Source organism: Paenibacillus sp. DP01, assembly GCF_044784315.1.
Lineage (GTDB): Bacteria > Bacillota > Bacilli > Paenibacillales > Paenibacillaceae > Paenibacillus > Paenibacillus polymyxa.
Map to the genome: position 1 here is coordinate 87,428 of NZ_CP173059.1, position 25,073 is coordinate 112,500.

At 49.5% G+C, this 25,073-nt stretch carries 2 protein-coding genes; one reads left to right on the top strand and one right to left on the bottom strand.

The features are described 5' to 3' along the window. Positions 1-64: 64 nt before the first annotated feature. Positions 65-23,794 carry a non-ribosomal peptide synthase/polyketide synthase gene (locus ACH59B_RS00415; protein ID WP_404303076.1) on the top strand — a complete coding sequence of 7,910 codons (23,730 nt, stop codon included), beginning with the start codon at positions 65-67 and terminating at the stop codon, positions 23,792-23,794. Positions 23,795-23,910: 116 nt separating this feature from the next. Here the strand turns inward: ACH59B_RS00415 and ACH59B_RS00420 are convergent, their stop codons facing one another. After that, positions 23,911-24,945, bottom strand: coding sequence for an alpha/beta hydrolase (locus ACH59B_RS00420; RefSeq protein ID WP_016818884.1), 1,035 nt, complete (start codon positions 24,943-24,945; stop codon positions 23,911-23,913). Positions 24,946-25,073 lie beyond the last annotated feature (128 nt).

The window sequence follows — 25,073 nt, forward strand, 5'->3', positions numbered from 1 at the left end:
TGTCCTCCTGACTGCCAAGTGCAGCGGGAGGATATTCACATCACGGAAATAGGAGTGAAATGAGATGAATAACATGCAGTTATTTGATTTAACGAATGCGCAAAAGCGTATATGGTATACCGAATTACTCTATCCAGATACATCCGTGTCACAGCTATCCGGTACAGCCAAGATGAAGGGTCACATCAATATCGCTGCCTTCATGCAGTCCATCAATTTGATTATCAAACAGTATGATGCGTTCCGCATTCGTATTACTTCAGTGGATGGAGTGCCCCAGCAGTATGTCGTTCCTTATGAAGAAAGACAGTTGGAGTGCTTGGATCTTACTCATATCGATAGTATTTCCGAGGTGGAAGCCTTACTTGAGCAGCACAAAAGCAAACCTTTGCCATTGCTGGACTCTGAACTCTTCCAGTTTTTGATTGTAAAGATTAGCGAGGAAGAATATTGGATTAATATCAAAATGCATCATATTATTTCTGACGGGATCTCTATGGTGGTTTATGGCAATCAACTGACAGCCTTTTATATGGATTTAATTCAAGGAAATGAACCTAAGCTGAGCGATGATTGCTCTTATATTGAATATATTGCAGATGAGAACGCATATGAGCTTTCTGACAGGTACCAAAAGGATAAGGCATACTGGCTGGATAAATTCTCCGATTTGCCTGAACTCACAGGCTGGAAGTCATATAATTCGTTATCGCTAAGTACCCAAGCTGTTCGAGAACATTTTACTGTGCCGGAGACGCTATATAACGAGCTACAGGCATTTTGCCAACAAAACAGGATTTCTCTGTTCCAATTCTTCATGGGTGCGATGTATATCTACATACACAAAGTGACGAATCAGCCAGATGTGGTGATCGGTACCTCGTTCGCTAACCGGGGGAACAAGAAAGAGAAGCAAAAGATCGGTATGTTTGTCAGCACGGCTGCCGCCAGAACATACGTTGACAAGGATGTAGAGGTGTTAAGCTTCCTGCAGGAAGTAGCCAGGGACCAAATGTCAGTCTTGCGGCATCAGAAATATCCATACAATCAGTTAATTCAGGATCTTAGAGAAATGCACGGCAACAAGGATATTCAGCGGCTTTTTGGTGTTTCCATGGAATACCGCCTTATCAACTGGGTTGACTTGGATGACGTGCGCATTTTGACGGATTATGATTTTTGCGGCGATGAAGTGAATGATTTCGTGCTTCATATCGTGGAAATCTTGGATGAAGGCGAGCTTGTACTGGATATCGATTATCGGACAGAGCTGTTCGAACGCAGTGAAGTAACGGACATGGTGTCCCAGCTGCTTACGATCGCCGAGCAGATCATTCATACACCGCAGCTTTCCATTGCAGAAGTAAATCTATTGGGAGAAGCAGAAGAGCAATCCATTCTGGCTCTTTCGGAAGGCGATGTAGTGGATTACCCGCGTGATAAGACCATTCATGGCTTATTCGAGGAACAAGCTGAGCGCACGCCGGACCACGTAGCTGTTCAGATGGGCGAGCAGAGCATTACATACCTAGCTCTAAATGAGCAGGCTAACCAGCTTGCGAGATATTTGCGCACCGAAGGCGTTGGTGCAGATGTACTCGTGGGGATTATGGCGGATCGTTCCCTAGATATGGTCGTCGGCATGTTGGCGGTTTTGAAGGCAGGAGGGGCCTATGTGCCAATTGATCCTGAATATCCTGAAGAACGCATTCGTTACATGCTAGAGGATTCAGGAGTCCGTCTATTGCTCACCCAAAGCCATCTATGGGAGAGTACCACTTTTGACGGAAAGCTTGTGAGTTTGGACGAAGCGGCAACGTATACAGGAGATGCTTCTAATCTGGAGAGCATTTCGGGACCGAGCCATTTGGCTTATGTTATTTACACATCGGGTACAACTGGCAAGCCGAAGGGAACGCTGATCGAGCACAAAAATGTAGTTCGCCTGCTCTTTAACGATAACAATTTATTTGATTTCAGTTCCCATGATACATGGACGCTATTCCATTCGTTCTGCTTCGATTTCTCTGTTTGGGAGATGTATGGAGCGCTTCTTTACGGAGGAAAACTGGTAATTGTCCCATCCCTTACAGCCAAGAGTCCGGCAGCTTTCTTAGAGCTGTTGAAGGACAATCAAGTCACTATTTTAAACCAGACGCCAACATACTTTTATCAGGTGATACAGGAAGAATTAACGCAATCATCCGCAGAGCTCAGCCTTAGAAAAATTATTTTTGGCGGAGAGGCCTTGAGCCCATCTCTTCTGAAAAACTGGCGGGCAAAGTATCCTGATGTGCAGCTGATTAATATGTACGGAATTACGGAAACGACGGTTCATGTCACTTACAAGGAAGTCACAGAACATGAGATAGAAGCAGGCAAAAGCAATATTGGTAGAACCATTCCAACGCTTAGCGCTTATATTTTTGATGAGCACAGACGCTTGCAGCCTGTCGGGGTTCCGGGAGAGCTATACATTGCGGGGGATGGTCTTGCCCGTGGGTATTTGAACCGGCCAGATTTGACGGCTGAGAAATTTGTAGAACATCCGTATCGAGCGGGAGAACGCCTGTACCGAACTGGGGACCTGGCTCGCTGGTTGCCTGACGGCAATATTGAATATTTGGGCCGGATCGATCATCAGGTCAAAATTCGCGGCTACCGAATTGAGCTGGGCGAGGTCGAAGCCCAAATTCTCAAAGCTCCGGGCGTACGGGAAACGATTGTCCTCGCCCGGGACGACGAACAGGGACAAAAATTGCTGTGCGCCTACTATGTAGCCTCCAGCGATCTTTCGCCAGGGGAATTGCGGTCTCAGCTGGCAACGGAATTACCAGCTTACATGATTCCCTCTTATTTTGTTCGGTTGGAGCAAATGCCGCTTACACCTAATGGCAAGCTGGATCGCCGCGCGTTGCCGGCTCCTGAGGGTAGCGTACAATCCGGCGAGGATTATCTGGCTCCAAGAACTGCAGTGGAAGCACAGCTGGTGCTTATTTGGCAGGATATCCTGGGAGCTGCCCGCGTTGGCGTCCACGATAATTTCTTTGAGATCGGTGGTCACTCTTTGCGGGCAACATTGCTCGTTACGCGGATTCGCAAAGAGCTGGGATGCAGCATTTCGCTGCGTGAAGTATTTCAATCGCCTACGGTTGAATCCCTGGCGCGACTGGTGAAGGAACGCATTCCAACCGTGTACGAGTCCATTCCACAGGCTGAAGAAAGCGAAGCATACCCAGTGTCCTCAGCGCAAAAGCGGTTATACGTGCTGAGACAGATGGATGGGGGAGAGCTCAGCTACAATATGCCAGGTGCCTTCACCGTGGACGGACCGTTGGATCGCGTGCGGCTGGAGTCTGCGTTCAAGGCACTGATCCAGCGCCATGAATCGCTGAGAACCGGCTTTTATATGCAGGATGGAGAGCTTGTTCAGCATGTGCATAAGGATGTTCCGTTCACGTTGGGCTACACAGAGGCTTCAGCGGAGGAGACGGATACGCTCATTCACAGCTTTACCCGTGCCTTTGATCTGAGCCAGGCTCCATTGCTTCGTGTTAGCTTAGTGAAGCTGCAGGAGGAGCGTCATCTGTTGCTGTTTGATATGCACCACATCATTTCAGATGGGGTTTCCATTCAAATACTAGTGGAGGAACTCACGCAATTATATCAAGGAGAACAACTACCAGAACTGCATATTCAATATAAGGATTATGCGGTATGGCAACGGGAACAGTCGGAAAGAGAATGGCAAGACCTTGAAGCGTATTGGCTGCAAACCTTTGAAGGAGAGTTGCCGGTATTGGATTTGCCTACGGACTTCCAGCGCCCTTCGGTTCGGAGCTTCGAGGGTAGCCGTATTGATTTTACATTGGACGAGTCTGGCAATAAGGCGATACAAGAGCTTGCATCCCGTACAGGTACTACACTGTATATGGTATTGCTGGCCGCTTATTCGGTGCTGCTGCACAAATATACAGGGCAGAAGGACATCGTCGTAGGTTCTCCAGTAGCCGGCAGACCACAAGCGGAGCTTGAGGGCATCATTGGTATGTTTGTCAATACACTGGCTTTGCGCAGCTACCCGGCAGGAGAAAAAACCTTTCAGAATTATCTTCTGGAAGTCAAGGAAACAGCGCTCAAGGCGTTCGAGCATCAGGATTACCCTTTTGAGAAATTGGTCGAAAAACTGGGCGTAGGACGTGATGTCAGCCGCAATCCGCTCTTTGACACCCTGTTGGTATTGCAAAATACGGAGCAGGAAGAGCAAGACATGGATGGCGTGCACTTTACTCCTTACCCGATGGACACCGTCACAGCCAAATTTGACCTGTCCCTTAATGTAGAGGAGAAAGGCGCAGAACTAGCCTTTGGCCTCGAATATAGTACAGCTTTGTATCGGCGGGAAACTGTAGAGCGACTGGCCACGCACTTGCTTCGGGTTCTGCATGCAGTCGCGGCCAATCCTCAGTTGCAATTGGCCGAAATTGAAATGATCACACCGGAGGAGAAAGTACAGATCATTGAAGTATTCAATGCGACAGCTACTCCTTATCCAAGGGATAAGACCATTCATGAATTGTTCGCGGAACAAGTCAAGCGTACACCAGAGCAGACGGCGTTGGTATTCGGCGATGTCCGGTTAACGTATCTTGAATTGGAAGACAAGGCGAGCCGACTGGCCCAAACACTGCGTCGTTTGGGGACGCTAAGGGAGCAACCGGTGGCTATTATGGGCGGACGGAGTATCGAGATGGTGGTTGGTATGCTCGCCGTGCTTCAGGCTGGTGGAGCCTATGTGCCAATCGATCCTGATTACCCGGAAGATCGGGTTCGTTATATGCTCGAAGATTCCGATGCCAAGCTACTACTGGTACAAAAGGGCGAGCTTATAAATGTAGACTACGGTATACCGATTGTTGACCTCAGCAGTGAAGAGGCTTATGCATCTGATCCTGTCCAAGCTGAGGAGACAGTTCAGGGACCACAGGGACTCGCTTATGTTATCTATACCTCGGGTACGACAGGTAGACCGAAGGGCGTTATGGTTGAACATCGGAACGTGGTCCGTCTGGTCAAAGAAACAAATTATGTGGAGCTGAACGAATCCACGCGAATTTTGCAGACAGGAGCCGTGGCCTTCGATGCCTCGACCTTTGAGATATGGGGAGCGTTGCTTAACGGCGGACAGCTTTATTTCGTAGAGAACGACGATATCCTGATTGCCGATCGGCTCAAAGCAGCTATTGCCAAATACGGAATTACGACCATGTGGCTTACTTCACCGCTTTTCAATCAGCTTTCACTGCAGGATGAGTACCTGTTCAGAGGATTGAAAGCATTGCTGGTGGGCGGTGACGTACTGTCCATATCTCATATAAACCGTGTCATCGAGGCTAATCCTGGTCTTGTCCCTATCAATGGCTATGGTCCGACAGAGAATACGACCTTCTCCACCACCTACAAGATTCCGGGTCGTGCTGAAGGGGGCGTGCCGATTGGGCGCCCGATTAGTAACTCGACCGCTTATGTGGTCAATGGATCGCTTCAATTACAGCCCATTGGTGCTTGGGGCGAGCTGATTGTCGGTGGTGAAGGTGTAGCGCGCGGATACCTCAATCGTCCTGACCTCACAGCAGAAAAATTTGTCCCTAGTCCTGTTAAGGAAGGGGAACGCTGCTATCGAACTGGTGATTTGGTTCGCTGGCTTCCAGATGGGAACCTGGAATTTAAGGGAAGAATTGATGAGCAGGTCAAAATACGCGGTTACCGTATCGAACTCCCCGAAATCGAGGCTCAATTAGCCAAGGTGGAGTCAGTAGTTGAAGCCGTGGTCGTCGTTCGTGCGGATGAGCTTGGAGAGAAGCAGCTTTGCGCTTATTATGTGGCAGATCGTACGCTCACGGCAGGCGAAGTACGCCTTGCCCTATCGCAGGTACTTCCGGGCTACATGATGCCATCCTACTTTATCCAGATGGATCGAATGCCATTAACGTCGAACGGAAAAGTGGACCGCAGATCTCTGCCAGCTCCGCAAGTAGGTGCGCATACAGGACGGAAGTATACAGCTCCTCGTACACCGGCTGAGGAAGCTTTGGCATCTGTCTGGCAAGGAGTGCTGGGTGCCGAACAGGTGGGGATCCATGACAATTTCTTTGAATTGGGTGGAGACTCTATCAAGGCCATTCAGGTGTCGTCACGGTTACTGCAAGCTGGTTATCGGTTAGAGATGAAGCAACTGTTCAAATCCCCAACCATTGCCGAGCTAGGTGCAGAAATACAAACAGCCGTGCATATGGCTGAGCAGGGAGTTGTGCGTGGAGCGGCTCGCTTGACTCCAGTCCAGCAGTGGTTCTTTGGGCGGAAGCAGACAGAGCCCCATCACTTCAATCAAGCGGTCATGCTGTACCGTGAACAGGGATTTGAGGAAACGGCCTTGCATCAAGTGCTGAGAAAATTGGCAGAGCATCATGATGCCCTTCGCATGGCTTTTCGTCAGACCGAGCAGGGCTACGAGGCTTGGAACCGTGATCTTGGAGAAGGAGAGCTGTATAGCCTGATCACTGCTGATTTACGGAGCGAATCTAATCCGGTTGCAGCCATTACAACGCTGTCGGATGACATCCAGCGCAGCATCAATCTGGCAGAAGGTCCACTGATGAAGTTAGGGCTTTTCCATTGTCAGGATGGAGACCACCTCCTGATCGTGATCCATCATTTAGTGGTGGACGGAGTATCCTGGCGGATTTTGTTCGAGGACTTCGCAGCAGGCTATGAACAGGTGATCCAAGGACAAGCACTGACCTTTCCGCAGAAAACGGATTCCTTCCGTGATTGGGGAGACGCTATTGCTCGTTATTCGGAAGGACCAGAAATCGAGGTGCATCGGGCGTATTGGAGCAAGCTTGGGGATCAGCCACTCGAGCAGTTGCCGAAGGATGAGGCTGTGGAAAGCCTTTTATTGCAGGATAGCGAAGTGGTGACAGCACAATGGACGGTAGAAGAAACCGATCAACTGCTGAGAAAAGCCCATCGTGCTTACCAAACGGAGACGAACGATCTGCTATTGACTGCTCTAGGCATGGCGGTATCCAAATGGTCTGGTATTGGAAAGATCGCTGTGAATCTTGAGGGGCACGGTCGTGAGCCGATTATACCGAATATCGATATTACCCGTACTGTTGGCTGGTTTACAAGCCAATACCCAGTCATTTTAGACTTGGGAAATGATCTTGAGTTGTCAGCCTTAATCAAATCAGTGAAAGAAGAGCTGCGCCGTATTCCGAATAAAGGTATCGGATATGGGTTGCTCAAAACGATGGCGAGTCAGGAGGACGCAGACAGTTTCAGCTTGCAGCCTGAGATTTCTTTTAACTATCTGGGGCAGTTTGATCAGGATTTGCAAGGAAGCTCGTTGCAGGTTTCTCCTTATCCGACCGGAAGCCCGCAAAGCCTGTTGGGAGAGCCAGCCTATACGCTAGATATTAATGGCATGGTGACAGACGGAGCCTTGACTCTGACGATGAGTTATAACGGAAAACAGTATAAGTCATCTACAATGAAACAGCTCGCTGGATATATTGAAGAAAGCCTACGGCAGCTTCTTCAGCATTGTGTAACCCAGGAAAAAACTGTATTGACACCAAGCGATGTGCTTGCCAAGGGGCTGAGCATTGCTGATCTGGAGGAGCTTTCGAAGCAGACCAGCCACATAGGCGATATTGAGAATGTATACAGCCTGACGCCGATGCAGAAGGGCATGCTGTTTCATGATATGTTCGAGCCGCATACAGGTGCTTATTTTGAGCAGGCCGCCTTTGACTTTAAGGGTAGTTTTGATCCGACCGCTTTCGGACACAGTCTGGATGCAGTGGTGGAGCGTCATGCCATTCTGCGCACGAACTTCTACAGTGGTTGGGGCAGTGAGCCTTTACAAGTCGTATTTCGGCACAGAGGTGCCAAACTGGTGTATGAAGACCTGCGTGAGATGAATGCACCACAGCGTGAAGCTTATCTAAAGACATTTGCCGCTGAGGACAAAGCACAGGGCTTCAACCTGGCTGAAGATGAGCTTCTCCGTGTATCGATTTTGCAAACAGATGAAGAGAGCTTCCGTCTCTTGTGGAGCTTCCACCACATCGTCATGGATGGATGGTGTGTTCCATTAATTACACAGGAGGTGTTTGAACACTATTTTGCCCTCCTGGAAGGAAGAGAGCCTCAGCTGGCAGAGGTCCAGCCGTATAGCCGATATATTGAATGGCTGGAACAGCAGGATGAAGCAGCTGCGGCCGACTATTGGAGCCGATATCTGGCCGGTTATGAGCAACAGACGCTTTTACCTCAAGTCGGTGGAGCAGTCAAAGGAGAAGGCTATGTAGCAGAAAAGCTGAACTATCCTGTCAGCAGGGAATTGACTGAACGTCTGGAAAAGGTGGCCAGAGATGCTCATGTCACGATGAATATATTGCTGCAGTCCATCTGGGGCGTTGCGCTTCAACGCTATAACGGTAGTCGGGATGTTGTATACGGAAGTGTAGTGTCAGGCAGACCGGCTGAAATTCCGGGAATTGACCGGATGATCGGTTTGTTCATTAATACAATTCCAGTTCGTGTGAAGACGGAAGAACATCTCCCCTTCACAGTCCTGATGAAGCAACAGCAGGAGCAATATATGGCTTCTCATATGTATGACACCTACCCGTTGTTTGAAATTCAGGCTCAGACGGACCAAAAGCAGGATCTAATCTCACATATTATGGTATTTGAGAATTATCCTGTGGAAGAGGAAGTAGAGCGTCTAGGAGATGGCGAGGCTGCCTTTGAGATTGAGGAAGCGGAGCTTCTTGAACAAACGAATTACGATTTTAACTTAATTGTTCTACCGGGCAAAGAGATGAGATTGTTGTTCCAATACAATGCGCTTGTCTATGATCCATCCACGATTGAACAAATCAAGGGTCACTTGTTTCACCTCATGGAACAAATTGTGGAGAATCCAGCGATTTCCGTGGACGCTCTGGAATTGGTTACGCCGCAGGAGAGAGAGCAGATTCTGAACGTATGGGGAGAAACGGAAGCCAGCTCCAAACACCGTACCACGTTTCACGGGCTGTTGGAGGAACAGGCGGCTCGAACGCCGGACGCGACTGCCATTCTGTTTGAGAACGAGATGCTGACCTATGCCGAGCTGAACGCAAAAGCCAATGGATTGGCGAGAAGACTGCGTGCTGAGGGAATCAAGACGGGAGACCTGGTGGGGCTGCTTGTTGAACGGTCAACGGATATGATCGTTGGGATGTACGGCATTATGAAAGCCGGGGGCGCCTACGTTCCAATGGATCCAGAGTATCCGAAAGAGCGAATCAACTACATGCTCGAAGATTCGGGGACGAAGATGATCCTTGCCCAAGCGCATCTTTTGGAGCATATAGACTGGATGGGAAATGTCCTGTTGCTGGAAGAACCGTCGACCTATGATGCCGATGAATCGAATTTGAAGGATACGGCCAACTCTGATGACCTGGCTTACGTGATCTATACTTCGGGCACGACGGGTCAGCCTAAGGGCGTATTAGTGGAACACCGCGGACTACGAAATCTGTCGGACGTATATCGGGGACTCTTCGAAGTTACACCGCAGGATCGGATCGTTCAGTTTGCAAGTCTGTCGTTCGATGCATCGGTTTCCGAGATTATAACGGCACTGAGCCACGGGGCTACTCTATGCATTCCTTCTACGCAAGATATTTTAGATCATGCCCTGTTCGAGCAGTTCATGAACAGCAAGGCAATTACGATAGCGACTCTGCCACCAGCTTACATTATTCACCTTGAGCCGGAGCGCCTGCCAGCACTGCGATGCCTGCTAACCGCCGGATCGGCCACATCGGTCGAGTTGATCGAAAAATGGAGGAAGCACGTACAGTACTTCAATGGCTATGGCCCAACAGAGGATTCTGTATGCACCACAATGTGGACGGTCCCGGACAGTGAAGAAACGATGGAACGGGTGTCCATTGGACAACCCATTGCTAACCATCGTGTGTATATCTTGGATGACCATTTCAGAGTGCTGCCTGTCGGCGTAGCTGGAGAGCTATGCATTTCAGGTATCGGGTTAGCCCGGGGCTATCATAACCAGCCTGCGTTAATGGATGAGAAGTTCGTGGACAATCCGTTTACTCCAGGAGAGCGTATGTATCGGACGGGTGATTTGGTTCGTTGGTTACCAGATGGAACTATCGAGTACTTAGGCCGAATAGATCACCAAGTCAAAATTCGTGGCTATCGGATCGAGCTGGGCGAGGTCGAAGCACACATGCTCAGAGTGCCGTTCGTTCAGGAAGTCGTGGCCTTGGCTGTGGAAAGTGAGGATGGCTACAAAGATCTAGTCGCTTACTTTGTAGCTGCTCAGAAGCTTGAGGTATCGGAGCTCCGGGCAGTTCTGTCGGAGATGTTACCTGGATATATGATCCCTTCCCGCTTCGTACAACTGGAGGACATGCCTCTGACGTCGAACGGAAAAATAGATCGAAAAGCGCTGCAGGGAGAGCAAGGATGGGCAGTTGCTTCATCTGAGGCTCCACAGACACCTGTAGAAATTCAATTAGCCGAAATCTGGCAAGAGGTGCTGGGTGTAGAGAGCGCGGGAGTAAAGGATGATTTCTTCCATTTTGGAGGCCATTCACTGCGTGCAGCTCTGCTAGTCTCACGAATTCGTAAGGAGATGAACCGCGAGATTAGCCTAAGAGAAGTGTTCGAGTCGCCTACCATTGAAGGCTTGGCTCGTGCCATTGAGGGCTATACACCGCTGAATTTTGAAGAAATTCCTACAGCGGGAGCGCGAGAGCACTACCCATTGTCCTCAGCCCAAAAACGGCTGTTTATCCTTAGCCAGCTGGAAGGCGGAGAGCTGAGCTACAATATGCCAGGTATTCTTACGGTTGAGGGAGCCCTGAATCGGGAACGACTGGAGCAGGCATTCCGTCGTCTGATTCATCGTCATGGTTCACTGCGCACCCGTTTTGTGACTGTTAACGGTGAACCTGTACAGCAGATCCTACCGGATGTTCCGTTTACGGTGGAATATGCGGAGTTGAGCGAGACAGAGGCAGAAGCTGCCCTTCAGCAGTTTGTTCATCCTTTTGACCTTGGCGAAGCACCATTGCTGCGGGTAGGTCTCATTCGAATTGCACACGAGCGCCATTTACTGTTGTTCGATATGCATCATATTGTCTCGGATGGGGTTTCTATGAATATTCTCATAGAAGAGTTCCTTCACTTCTACCAAGAAGAGGACGTATTGCCTGCGTTGCAGATCCAGTACACAGACTATGCGGTATGGCAGCAAGAGCAGCTCGGAAGCGAGCGTCTAAAAGCCCAGGAAGCTTACTGGCTGGATGCATTCCGCGGAAGCTTGCCAGTGCTGGATTTGCCAGTAGATGAAGTTCGTCCTGCGGTACGAAGCTTTGCGGGAGATCGGATTGACTTCCAGATTGATGCTTCTCTGAGCGCTTCACTCCAGGAGCTGGCTACCCGAACAGGTTCTACGCTGTTCATGGTGCTGCTGGCAGCCTATACGACGCTCTTGCACAAGTACACGGGGCAGGAAGATGTCATTGTCGGTTCACCAGTGGCGGGAAGATCCCATGCCACACTCGAGGGCCTTATCGGTATGTTCGTAGGCACAGTGGCACTGCGTACTTATCCAGAGGGCGAAAAGTCTTTCGAGGCTTACTTGAAGGAAGTGAAGGAAACAGCACTGCGGGCCTATGAAAACCAGGATTATCCGTTCGAGGAGCTGGTAGAGAAGCTGGAGCTTCAGCGTGACCTGAGTCGTAACCCACTATTTGATACTATGTTTGTTCTGCAAAATATCGAGCAGGGAGAACAAGAAATAGAGGGATTGCGTTTCACTCCTTACGATCAGGGCCATCCTGCTGCCAAGTTCGACCTCACGCTGACAGTGAGTGAAGCGGATGGGGCATTGAACTGCACGTTGGAATACGCGACTGCAATCTACAAGCGGGAGACCGCTGAGCGGATGGCAGGCCACTTTGTACAGCTTATTCAGGAAGCTATCGCCAATCCGGGATTGTCGTTGTCATCCCTTGATATCGTGACACCGCAGGAAAAGTCGATGCTGATGAAAGATGCGGACGAAGCCAAAGCAGATTATCCTCGTGACCAAACGATTCATGCACTGTTCGAGGAACAGGCTGTCCGTAATCCGGATGCAGTAGCGGTCGTATGTGAAGAGGCAACCTTGTCCTATAGCGAGCTGAATGAGCGGGCCAATGGACTTGCCAGAACGCTCCGCGAGCGTGGTCTGCAACCAGACGGTTTGGTTGGAATCATGGCGGATCGTTCCCTTGAAATGGTCGTTGGGATTTTGGCCATCTTGAAGGCGGGCGGGGCTTATGTCCCTGTCGACCCTGAATATCCAGAGGACCGCATTCGCTTTATGCTTGAGGATTCGGGAGCCAAGCTGCTGCTGACACAAGTGCATCTGGAGACACGTATCTCCTTCACCGGGGACATTGTTAATCTGGACGAGGCGGCTTCCTACAAGGAAGATGTCTCAAATCTGGAGCCTACGGCTGGACCGAATCATCTTGCCTACGTTATCTACACATCGGGTACGACAGGCAAGCCAAAGGGAACGCTGATCGAGCACAAAAATGTAGTCCGCTTGCTCTTTAATGATAAAAATATGTTTGATTTCGGTCCTCAGGATACATGGACGCTGTTCCATTCATTCTGTTTCGACTTCTCCGTATGGGAGATGTACGGGGCATTGCTGAACGGAGGTCGTCTGGTCATCGTTCCATCGCTTACTGCGAAGAGCCCAGAGCGTTTCTTGCAGTTGCTTAAGGACCAGAAGGTTACCGTGTTGAACCAGACGCCAACATACTTCTATCAGTTACTACAAGAAGAACTTAGTCATCGCGCGGCAGAATTGAGTCTTCGCATGATTATCTTCGGCGGGGAGGCATTAAGCCCGGCCTTGCTCAAGGACTGGAGAGCGAAATATCCGCAAGTGCAGCTCATCAACATGTATGGCATCACGGAAACGACCGTGCATGTAACGTATAAGGAAATTACGGAACTGGAAATTGAACAGGGCCGCAGCAATATCGGTATTCCGATTCCGACACTACGTGCGTACATTCTGGATGAACAACGCCGTCCACAACCGATTGGCATTCCGGGTGAACTCTATGTGGCGGGCGAAGGCCTGGCGCGTGGCTACCTGAACCGACCGGAATTGACGGCAGAGAAGTTTGTAGCTCATCCGTTTGAAGCGGGCGAGCGCATGTACCGCTCAGGTGACTTGGCACGCTGGTTGCCGGATGGCAGCATGGAGTATTTGGGACGGATTGACCATCAGGTTAAAATCCGTGGTTACCGTATCGAACTAGGAGAAGTGGAGGCGAAGTTGCTCCATGCTCCGTCTGTGAGGGAGGCCGTTGTGCTTGCCCGGGAGGATGGAAGTGGACAAAAAGTACTGGTGGGCTATTTCACTGCCGATCAGATGCTGACAGTAGGCGAATTGAGAAAAGCCTTGGCTGCTGAGCTGCCGGCTTATATGATTCCGTCTTACTTCATGCAATTGGAACAGATGCCGTTGACACCAAATGGTAAGCTGGATCGCAAAGCACTTCCAGCTCCTGAGACCAATGTGCAGACTGGAGCGGTTTATGAAGCGCCGAGGAACGCAGCTGAGGAAGCTTTGGCTTCTGTATGGCAAGGTGTGTTAGGAGCACAGCAGGTCGGCATCCATGATCACTTCTTCGATCTGGGTGGTGACTCCATCAAGGCGATTCAGGTGTCCTCTAGATTGTTCCAATTAGGATATAAATTAGAGATGAAGGATCTCTTCAAATATCCGACAATTGCTGAGCTAAGCCCGTATCTTCAAGTAGCCGGACGCACAGCAGAGCAGGGTGAAATCAAAGGTGCAGCGGAGTTAATGCCAATTCAGCGCTGGTTCTTTGAACGTCACACAGCGGAGCCACATCATTACAATCATGCTGTCATGCTCCATCGGAAAGACGGCTTTGATGAGGCTGCACTCCGGTTGACAATGGACCAAGTTGCGATTCATCATGACGCGCTACGTATGGTTTTCCGGTCTACAGAAGCTGGATATGCAGCTTGGAATCGGGGAATTGACGAAGGCGAACGCTACACATTGGACATCGTCGATATGAGACAGGTAGAAGACCAGGCAGCTGCTGTTCAAGCCCAGGCCGATGCCATCCAGGCAAGCTTCCACTTGGAAGACGGCCCTCTGTTCAAGCTAGGCTTGTTCCATTGTAATGATGGCGATCATTTGTTGATTGTCATTCATCACCTCTTGGTTGACGGCGTATCCTGGCGCATCCTGTTTGAAGACATTGCAACAGGATACGAGCAGGCGTTGAATGGACAAGCGATTGTTCTTCCGCAAAAGACCGATTCGTATCTTGTATGGTCCGAGCAAGCGGCGAAATATGCAGCAGGCCCTGCCCTGGACGAGGAACGTTCATACTGGCAGCAGATTGAGGAGACGATGCTGGCTCCACTGCCAAAGGATGAGGATCAGGAACCGGGCACCATTCGGGATACCGAGTCGGTTACGGTAACGTGGTCTGCTGAAGAAACAGACCTGCTGTTGCGACAAGCAAACCGGGCTTATCATACGGAGACGAATGATTTGCTCTTGACTGCGCTGGGAGCAGCTATTCAGCGCTGGACAGGCATGGAACAGATTTTGGTTAACCTTGAAGGGCATGGCCGGGAAATGATCGTACCAGATCTGGATATTACCCGTACCGTGGACTGGTTCACCACCCAATACCCTGTTCTGCTGAACGTGCAAGGTGGGCAGGAAGTATCTGCCCAAATCAAGCGCATCAAGGAGAATTTGCGAGAGGTTCCGCACAAAGGCATCGGCTACGGTTTGCTGAAGTATATGGCACCGGAAAAAGGTACTCGATTCAGCGTAGAACCGGAGGTTTCCTTCAACTACCTTGGACAGTTTGATCAGGATTTGGAAGGCAATGCTCTTAGCTTGTCTACACATTCAGTCGGTAAGGCGCTCAGTGATCACACACCACAGCAATATGCTCTGGATGTGAATGGCATGATTGCCGAAGGCCAGCTATCACTGACGATTACGTACAGCAATAGGCAGTACCGTAAGGAGACGGTAAGTCATTTTGCTGAATTATTACAGTCAAGTCTTAGCGAGGTCATCCAGCATTGTGTGACTCAGGAGCGTTCGCAGCTTACGCCGAGTGATGTTCTGTTTCAAGGACTGACCCTGGAGCAGCTTGATCGACTCACAGCCCAAACGGCCCATATTGGAGAGATTGAGGATGTGTACAAGCTAACGGCAATGCAGAAGGGCATGCTCTTCCACAGCTTGCTGGAGCCGGACTCCTCTTCATACTTTGAGCAGGCAACGTTTGAGCTACGTGGCAGCTTCGATGTAGATATCTTCTTCGAGAGCTTCCAGGCTTTGGCGCAACGACATGCCATATTGCGTACCGGCTTTTACAACAATATCGCTGATGTACCGCTACAAGTTGTCTTTAAGCAACGGCCAATCCCTCTGAACTACTTAGATTTGCGTGCCGGTACGTTGCAGGAGCAAGAAGCCCAAATTCAGGCTTACACTACTGAAGATATGGCTAAGGGATTCAGCTTGTCAGAAGATCCGCTGATGCGAGTGACTGTCATGCAAAAGGAACAAAGCTGCCTTGTATTGTGGAGCTTCCATCATATTGTCATGGATGGCTGGTGCATCCCGATTATTACACAGGAGCTGTTCGATTATTATTCTGCCCTGCGTCAGCAAATACAGCCTGTACTACCACCGGCTCAGCCCTACAGCCGTTATATAGAATGGCTTGATGCACAGGACGATCAAGAGTCTTCAACATATTGGAGCCAATATCTCGAAGACTATGACGGTAATACTGTATTGCCGGAAGCTAAAACGAAATCTCAAGCTAAAGTAGAGGGTTACGTTCTGAATGAGCATGTTCTCCATTTGGGCGCGTCCTTGACCCATAAAATGGATGTTGTCGCGAAGCGCAATCATGTGACCGTCAACACACTCATGCAGACAGCCTGGGGCCTGATTCTCCAACATTACAATGCCAGCTCGGATGTTGTTTTCGGTGGCGTTGTATCAGGTAGACCTACTGAGATTGCAGGGATCGAGAATATGGTGGGTCTGTTTATTAATACAGTACCTATCCGTGTACAGTCATCCAAAGGCGAGGCCTTTGTCGAGGTGATGAAACGTACACAGGCACATTCGTTGGCTGGTCGTGCCTACGACACCTATCCGCTGTATGAGATTCAGGGGAAAACAAGCCAAAAGCAAGACCTGATTTCTCATATTATGATCTTTGAAAATTATCCGCTCGACGAACAGGTAGAACAGTCGGGTAATCACACAGAGGACAATCTCGAAGTCGCCAACTTCGCCATGTTTGAGCAAACCAACTATGACTTTAACCTCGTTGTCATTCCAGGCGAGGACATTAAGGTCTGCATTCGCTACAACGCTTCGGTCTACGAGCAAGAAAGCATTGCGCGAATCGGAGGACATTTGTTGCAAATGCTCGATCAGGTAGCTACTCGTCCGCAAGCGACGATACAGGAGCTGGAGATTGTAACACCGGAGGAACGGACGAAGCTGCTTGACTGGGGTGGCAAGGCTCATGCCTATCCAAGTGATCAGGGTCTGCATACCTTGTTTGAGGAACAGGTTGTCCGTACGCCAGATAAGATCGCAGCAGTAAGCGGCGATATCCAGATCACGTATCGGGAGTTGAACGAGCGGGCGAACAAACTGGCTTCGACCTTGATAGACCAGGGACTGCGGAGTGAACAAGTAGTGGGTCTGTTGGCGGATCGGTCAGTGGAACTGCTGGTTGCCATCATGGGTGTACTCAAAGCAGGCGGAGCCTATGTACCGATTGATCCTGAATATCCGCAGGAGCGGATTCAGTATATTCTGAAGGACTCCGGCGCTGAGATTCTGCTCACACAGAGCCACCTGACGAAGCTGGCCTCCTTTGAGGGAATGGTTATGGAATTGGATTCTCCGCACATCTACGGAACCGGAGTGGATAATCCTAATATTCCTGTAAGAGGAAACGACCTAGTGTATTTAATCTATACCTCAGGTACAACAGGGAATCCGAAGGGAACCATGATTAACCATAAAGGGATCGTGAACTACATCTGGTGGGCCAATAAGGTCTATTGTGCAGGGCAACCAACGGACTTCCCGCTGTACTCATCCATTTCGTTTGACTTGACGATGACATCAATGTTTACTCCGTTAATAAACGGAGGAATAGTACGGATTTATGATGGTATAGATAAGGCAGAGGTCGTTCAGCATATTTTGCGCGAAAATGCGGTCGATATTCTCAAGCTGACGCCGACGCATCTCAGTCTCATAAAAGACATGGCCATTCCAGCGGAAAGTCGTATTCAGCAGCTTATTGTGGGTGGAGAGAATCTGACCACACATTTGTCCAAAACGATTACCGATCTCTTTGGCGGCAACATCAAAATTTACAATGAATATGGCCCAACCGAAACCGTCGTTGGCTGCATGATTCACCTGTACGATCCTGCGAAGGATACACGGGAATCCGTACCGATTGGATTGCCGTCCGACAACATATACATTCATATCCTGGATGAACAGCTTCGTCTTGTACCGTTAGGTGTGGAGGGCGAAATGTACATCGCCGGGGACGGAGTAGCCCGTGGATACCTGAATCGTCCAGATCTTACCGCAGAAAAATTCATTAGGGATCCGTTCGCTGCGGAAGGAAATATGTATCGGACCGGAGATTTGGCTCGTCGCCTTCCTAATGGAGACATTGAGTACATTGGGCGTATTGACCATCAAGTTAAAATACGGGGCTATCGTATTGAGCTTGGTGAGATTGAGGCCAAGTTGCTGGATATGCCACTTGTGGAGGAAGCTCTCGTTGTTGCGTGGGCAGACGCCAATGGACAGAAGTCTCTATGTGCTTACTTTGTAGCTGATCGGGAAATGTCTGTCAGCGAGCTGAGAAATGAACTGTCTGCCGAACTGCCTGCATATATGATTCCGTCTTACTTTGTCCAAATGGACGTAATGCCTTTGACACCAAATGGCAAGCTGGATCGTAAGGCACTGCCTGAACCAAACTTGGGTGTGAAAGCAGGAGCCGCCTTTGCTGCTCCGCGGACGGATGTGGAGAATATTTTGGCTTCGATTTGGCAAGGTGTGCTCGGCGTACCGCTTGTTGGCATACATGATAATTTCTTCGAACTTGGAGGCGACTCGATCAAATCAATTCAGGTTTCATCAAGACTTCTCCACGCAGGCTACAAACTGGAAATGAAGAATTTATTCAGCTATCCAACAATTGCGGAACTGGCTCAGCGTGTTAGCGCAGTCAGCCGAATTGCAGATCAGGGCGAGGTACACGGAACGGTAAAACTGGGACCTGCCCAGCGCAGATTTTTCGAAGAGCAGTCAAAGGATCTACATCACTTTAATCAGTCGGTCATGCTGTACCGACGCGAAGGCTTTAATACCGATGCGCTCGCCAAGGTTATTCAAAAAATTGCAGAACACCATGATGCGCTGCGACTGGTATTCCGCCAAGGAGAGCACGGAGTAGAAGCGTGGAACCGCAGTTTGGGCGAAGGTGAGCTGTATAGCCTCCAAATCCACGATTTGCAGGATGAAAAAGACCCGGCTTTGGCAATAGAAGCTGGTGCAGAAGCCATTCAGCGCAGCATCTCTCTGGAGGATGGGCCTCTCTTTAGACTAGGTTTGTTCCGCTGTGCGGAAGGCGAACATTTGTTGATCGTTATTCATCATTTAGCTGTGGATGGCGTATCCTGGCGTATTCTCTTTGAGGACTTGCAGGAAGGCTACGAACAAGCAGCACGTGGACAAGCGGTCAAACTCCCACAAAAGACGGATTCGTACCGGGCATGGGTTGATGGGATTACGCAATATGCCAACAGCCCGGCGGCTGAACAAGAACGTAGTTTTTGGGCAGAGGTAGAAGGAGAGGGATTTGCCCTTCTTCCAAAAGACAAGGTAGACGGCGCTCTTCTCATAAAAGACACCGAGGCTGTTACGGTAACATGGTCGCCAGAAGAGACAGAGCAGTTCCTGAAAGAGGCGAATCGCGCTTACAATACGGAAGTTAACGATCTGCTCTTGACGGCCCTAGGTATGGCTGTTCACGAGTGGACAGGGATCGAACGTGTAGGCATCGTGCTCGAAGGACATGGACGGGAGCCTGTTGTACCGGAATTAGATATCACTCGCACAATAGGCTGGTTTACAAGTCAGTATCCTGTCGCCCTTGAGATGGGAGGCGAAATGGAGATCGGCGCCAGGATCAAGCGTATTAAGGAAGGCCTGCGTCGTATCCCGAACAAAGGTGTAGGATATGGTATTTTGAAATATTTGAGTAACGTATCCACTGGCTCCTCCTTCTCGGCAGAACCGGAGATTACCTTCAACTACCTGGGGCAGTTTGACCAGGATCTTGCAGAAGGAACGATGGAGGTGTCCCCTTACTCGGCAGGGTCTGAGGTCAGTGAGGAGATGGTGCAGCATCAGGCCTTGAATATTAATGGACTGATTACCGAAGGACAGCTTCAGCTTTCGGTCAGCTATAACCATCAACAGTTCCATATGGATTCGGTAGAAAAGTTTGCCTGTATCTTGAAGGAACGTCTCAGTGAAGTCATTGGACACTGTGCAGGCAAGGATAGAACCGAGCTTACACCAAGCGATGTACTCCTCAACGATATCAGCTTGGAGGAAATCGAGGAGCTGGAAGAGCAGACACGGCACATCGGTAGCATTGAAAATGTGTATAAACTGACACCGATGCAAAAGGGAATGCTGTTCCACAGCTTGCTGGAGCCTCATTCAGAGGTCTACTTTGAGCAGGCCACATTTGAAATTCAGGGAGTATTCTATCCTGAGGATTTCAAACGCAGCTTACAGCATCTGATGAAACGGCATGCCATACTGAGAACGAATTTCCATGCTGGATGGGGCGACTTCCCTATACAGATTGTGTTCAAAGAAAGAGCATGCGATTTCGTATACGAGGAATTGCATGAGCTGGAACCGGGCGAAATGGAAACGCGTCTTGCAGCTTATATGGACCAGGACAAAGCGAGAGGTTTTGATCTGACGAATGAAGCCTTGCTGCGTGTTGCTATTCTACGTACTGCAAAAGAGCATTACCATCTGTTGTGGAGCTCTCATCACATCATTTTGGATGGCTGGTGTATGCCTCTTGTGCTCCAGGAAGTGTTTGAAACGTACGGAGCTCTGCGTGAGCAAAGGGAACCTGAACTTCCTGTAGCAGCATCGTACAGCCAGTACATTCAATGGTTAGAGAAACAAGGCGAGGAAGAGGCATCCTCCTACTGGAGAGGGTATCTGGAAGGCTACGAGCAGCAAACGAAGTTGCCACAGGCCGTCACACAGCCATCGGTAAAAGCAGAAGCCTACGTGTCGGAGAAGCTGGTATTCACATTGGATGCGGAATTGACCGAGCGCCTGGAACAAGTGGCCAAACAGCATCAAGTGACGATGAACACGCTGATGCAAGCTGCTTGGGGAATCGTATTGCAACGCTACAATAGAAGCCAGGATGTCGTCTTCGGAAGTGTGGTTTCGGGGAGACCTGCCGAGATTCCAGGCATCGAAAGCATGATCGGTCTCTTCATTAATACAGTTCCAGTTCGAGTTCAGGCCGAAGGAAGCGAAACGTTCTCTCATGTGATGAAGAGACAGCAGGAATTATATTTGGCTGGGCATGCTTATGATTCCTATCCGCTCTATGAGATTCAGGCACAGAGCGAACAAAAGCAAGATTTGATTTCCCATATCATGGTATTTGAGAATTACCCGGTAGAAGAGCATCTGGAAGAGAAAATTGCCAATGATGAGGCTGAATACAAAATTACGGATGTTCAGATGTTTGAACAGACAAATTATGATTTTAACCTCATTGTGCTGCCAGGACGTAGTCTGGAGTTCTTGTATCGTTATAATGCCCGTGTCTATGACCGGGAGAGCGTGGAACGGATTCAAGGGCACTTGACGAAAATTCTGACAAGCGTATCTGTACAACCTGCTATCCGTATTGATGAGCTGGAGCTGATAATGCCAGAAGAGAAATCACAAATTATAGAGGTATGGGGAGACACAGCAGCTCCTTATCCGCGTGAGAAGACCCTTCACGGCATATTTGAGGAAAAAGCTGCGCTCACACCGGATCATACAGCACTTATTTTCGGCGAAACGGAGCTTACCTACGGAGAACTCCATCAGCAGGCCAACCGCCTCGCACGTACGCTTCGCGCGCAAGGGGTCAGACCAGATCAGCCAGTCGGCATCATGGTCGAGCGTTCGCTTGAGATGATCATAGGCATCCATGCCATTCTTAAAGCGGGCGGCGCTTATGTTCCGATTGATCCGGAATTCCCTGAGGATCGTATTCACCACATGCTGGAGGATTCGGGGGCGAAGCTTCTGCTGATGAAGAGCCATCTCAAGGATCGTTTCCCATTCACTGGCACGATCCTGGCACTGGATGATCCGCAGGCGTATCATGCGGATGACTCCAATCTGGAGCCAATTGCAGGACCAGAACATCTGGCGTATATCATTTACACGTCGGGTTCAACCGGCAAGCCGAAAGGTGTAATGATTGAGCATCGCTCCGCCGTCCATACACTGAGTCAGTTGGAAGCTGAATATCCGATGTTGGCAGGTGACCGATTCCTGCTCAAAACGACATTCACCTTTGACTTCTCCGTGCCAGAGCTGTTCTGCTGGTTCTTTGGACAGGGGACGCTTGTGATCCTGCCGCAGGGCGTGGACAAAGATCCGGTCGCACTGCTGGAGGCTGTGGATGCGAACCAAATCACGCATCTTAATTTGGTACCTTCGATGCTCAGTGTGCTCGTTCAATATTTGAAAGAAAGCAGTACCCAAGGATTCCTTACTCTGAAATATCTGTTTGCCTGCGGCGAGACGCTGCCTGCCAAACTTGTGGAAGAGTACTATAAAGTATCACCTTATGCCGTACTGGAGAACATCTACGGTCCTACGGAGGCGGCTGTATATGCGACTCGATATACAACGAGTCGTGAGACTGCGACTCTAACGCATGTGCCTATCGGCAAACCGTACGCTAACGTCCAAGTATGGATGATGGATAGCGCTTCTCAGGTATCACCAGTAGGTGTGCCGGGGGAACTCTGCATTGCAGGTGAAGGGGTAGCGAGAGGGTACTTCAATCAGCCGGAACTGACAGCAGAGAAGTTCATTCCTCATCCGTACAAGTCGGGTGAACGGATTTACCGAACGGGCGATTTGGCTCGGTGGTTGCCTGACGGGAATATTGAGTACTTGGGACGGATTGATCACCAGGTAAAAATCCGCGGTTATCGCATTGAGCTGGGAGAAGTGGAAGCACAAATTCTGAAGGTACCATCGGTGCAGGAAGCGGTTGTTCTAGCACTGGCTGACTCCAGCGGAAGTACTCAGCTTTGCGCATACTTTGTGGCCGAGGAAGGGCTCGCAGCCGGCGTTCTACGCGAGGCACTGGGCAGCGAGCTGCCAAGCTATATGATTCCGTCTGCTTTCGTACAGCTCGCACAAATGCCGCTGAATCCAAATGGCAAATTGGATCGCAAAGCGCTACCGGCACCAGAAACCCTTCTGCGGAGCACAGCCGAGTATATCGCGCCGCGTACGCAGACAGAAGTAGAGCTCGCACAGATTTGGTCCGAGGTGCTCGGCGTACAGGAAATCGGGATCAGAGATCATTTCTTCGAGCTTGGGGGCCATTCTCTGAAAGTGTTGGGCTTGATCCAAAGGATCTCATCCAGTATGGGCGTCCATCTCCCACTCCAGGTCGTGTTTAATCTGCCGACTGTGGAAGAAATGGCGCATGAAATTTTCAAGCTGCAGGCAACAACTGCTGCCGATGAACAAGAAATGGAAATTATCCACTTCCCAGGGAAAGGAACGCTTAAAGTATTTTGCTTCCCTCCTCGGGTAGGTCACTCCCTGGGGTACTATGAGATGGCCAAGGAGCTGGATGGGCTTTGCGAGGTGTACGGGATGGAATTTATCGGCGACCGTTTCCAGGGTCAAGATATGTTGGATCGATACATCGATGCCATCGTAGATATTCAAGCAGAGGGTCCATATATATTCTTGGGATACTCACTTGGAGGAAATCTTGCCTTTGAGGTAGCTAAAGCCATGGAAAGCCGAGGTTACCATGTTGGGGACATTATTATGGTAGATGCTATGAGAAAGATGTCCAAGGATGAATCGACACCTGAGGAGCTTGAAGAGATTGTCGAGACGGTGCTGGACAGCATTAGGGAGCAGTACAAAGCATTCCTGGCCGATCCAGCCGACAGGGAGCGAGTCATGGACAAAATGTTGGTTTACTCCAGCTACCGCGATGAGCTTATTAACGCAGGTGAAGTTCATGCGAATATCCATGCTATGATTGCAGAGGATGATAGTGTTGGTCCGGATACATCATTAGATAAATTGTTATGGCAACAGGCAACACTTGGCCAATACAAAGAATACGGGGTCATTGGAACGCACGATGTGCTGCTTGATTCCGGTTTTGTTGGGGAGAATGCTAAAGTACTGAGACAGATACTTGGTAAAATTGCAGAAGCCTCAACTAAAAACAAGCCTATTTTGTCCTAATATCAATCAAACAGAATAGTAGTGGGCAACAAAGACGCCCGGGTTCCTTTATATAGGAGGGGACCCGGGCGTCCTTTTTATTTTATGAAATCCGCAACATGCAGAGAGTAGTGCCCCTAATGATCAGTGTTTGTTTTAGCAATGGTTGACCGAGAATAATGAATATTGGAGATGAGATCACGGATGACTTGAATGACGAGCTCAGGTTGATCATGGATAATCATATGTTCGCTCTTTTTGGCGACAATAAGCTTGCTGTTGTTAGAGATGTGGAGCATCTCGCGCTGCCCGATTTGCCAGCTTTGTTCGATCTGATCATTTCCACGCTTACTTATACCGAACTGAGTCAAATTTTGCTGAATGCCTCGGGCAATTACGCGTACAGGGAGGTTGCCCAAATGCTGGCCGCGTATGGCATCTTCGGTAGTGCTCGCCAGATCACCCTCCTCGGCAACAGAGCGAAAGTACTTGGGGGAAGCAACAATGTTCACGAAAGATTTTCTATCTCGATACTCCACCCGACCGTTTAGCATTAAGTTGGGGAACAGACGAAAAGCCCCCGATCTTTCTAGGAGAATGGATATGAGCGGCGAGGGATTAACCTTAGGCCGTTCTTTGGCATAGATCTTATTTGTCCGGCGGGCATCATTCTCAGGCCTAGCATCCACCAGAACCAATCCTGCGACTTCGTCTCTGTACGTCTGTGCATAGAGTCTTGAGTACATCCCCCCGAGGGAATGGCCTACAAGGATATATGGAGCTTGGATGTCTGCATTTTTTAGAGCGGTATGAAGCTCCCGAACGATGTTTTCCCCGGTACGTGGAGTATTTGCCTCTTCGCTCCATGCATAGCCTGCCCGATCATAGGATACAACGGTGGCAAAGGATGATAGCTTCTCGGGAATATCTCTCCAAGAAAGGCTACTTTCCCCGCTCCCTGATTCAAGCACTATCGTTGGAGAGCCGGCACCCATTTTATGAATATGGAGACGATAACCTCCAGCGTCGACCATTCTCCCCAGAGGAGGATGTTGCGACTTATCATGTTTGGATGCAATCCACTCATACACAAATCCAGAGATAACAACAAGCAGTAAGCAAGAGATAACCCAAAACACAACTTTCGTCCAGGTCAGCCTTCGTTGTTTCATATAACATCTACTCCTCTATAAGGTCATTATTCAATTCACAACATCTATTTCATATGAGGTAAAATTGCTTTGGTGTGGTTGGTTCATGATGAACTTTCATGTAAACATTAAGTTGGAGTTCCGTAGTA

What these genes read in the sequence shown, in the direction of transcription:
- ACH59B_RS00420 (WP_016818884.1), bottom strand. Translation starts at nt 24,945, where the DNA reads ATGAAACAACGAAGGCTGACCTGGACGAAAGTTGTGTTTTGGGTTATC.
- ACH59B_RS00415 (WP_404303076.1), top strand. Translation starts at nt 65, where the DNA reads ATGAATAACATGCAGTTATTTGATTTAACGAATGCGCAAAAGCGTATA.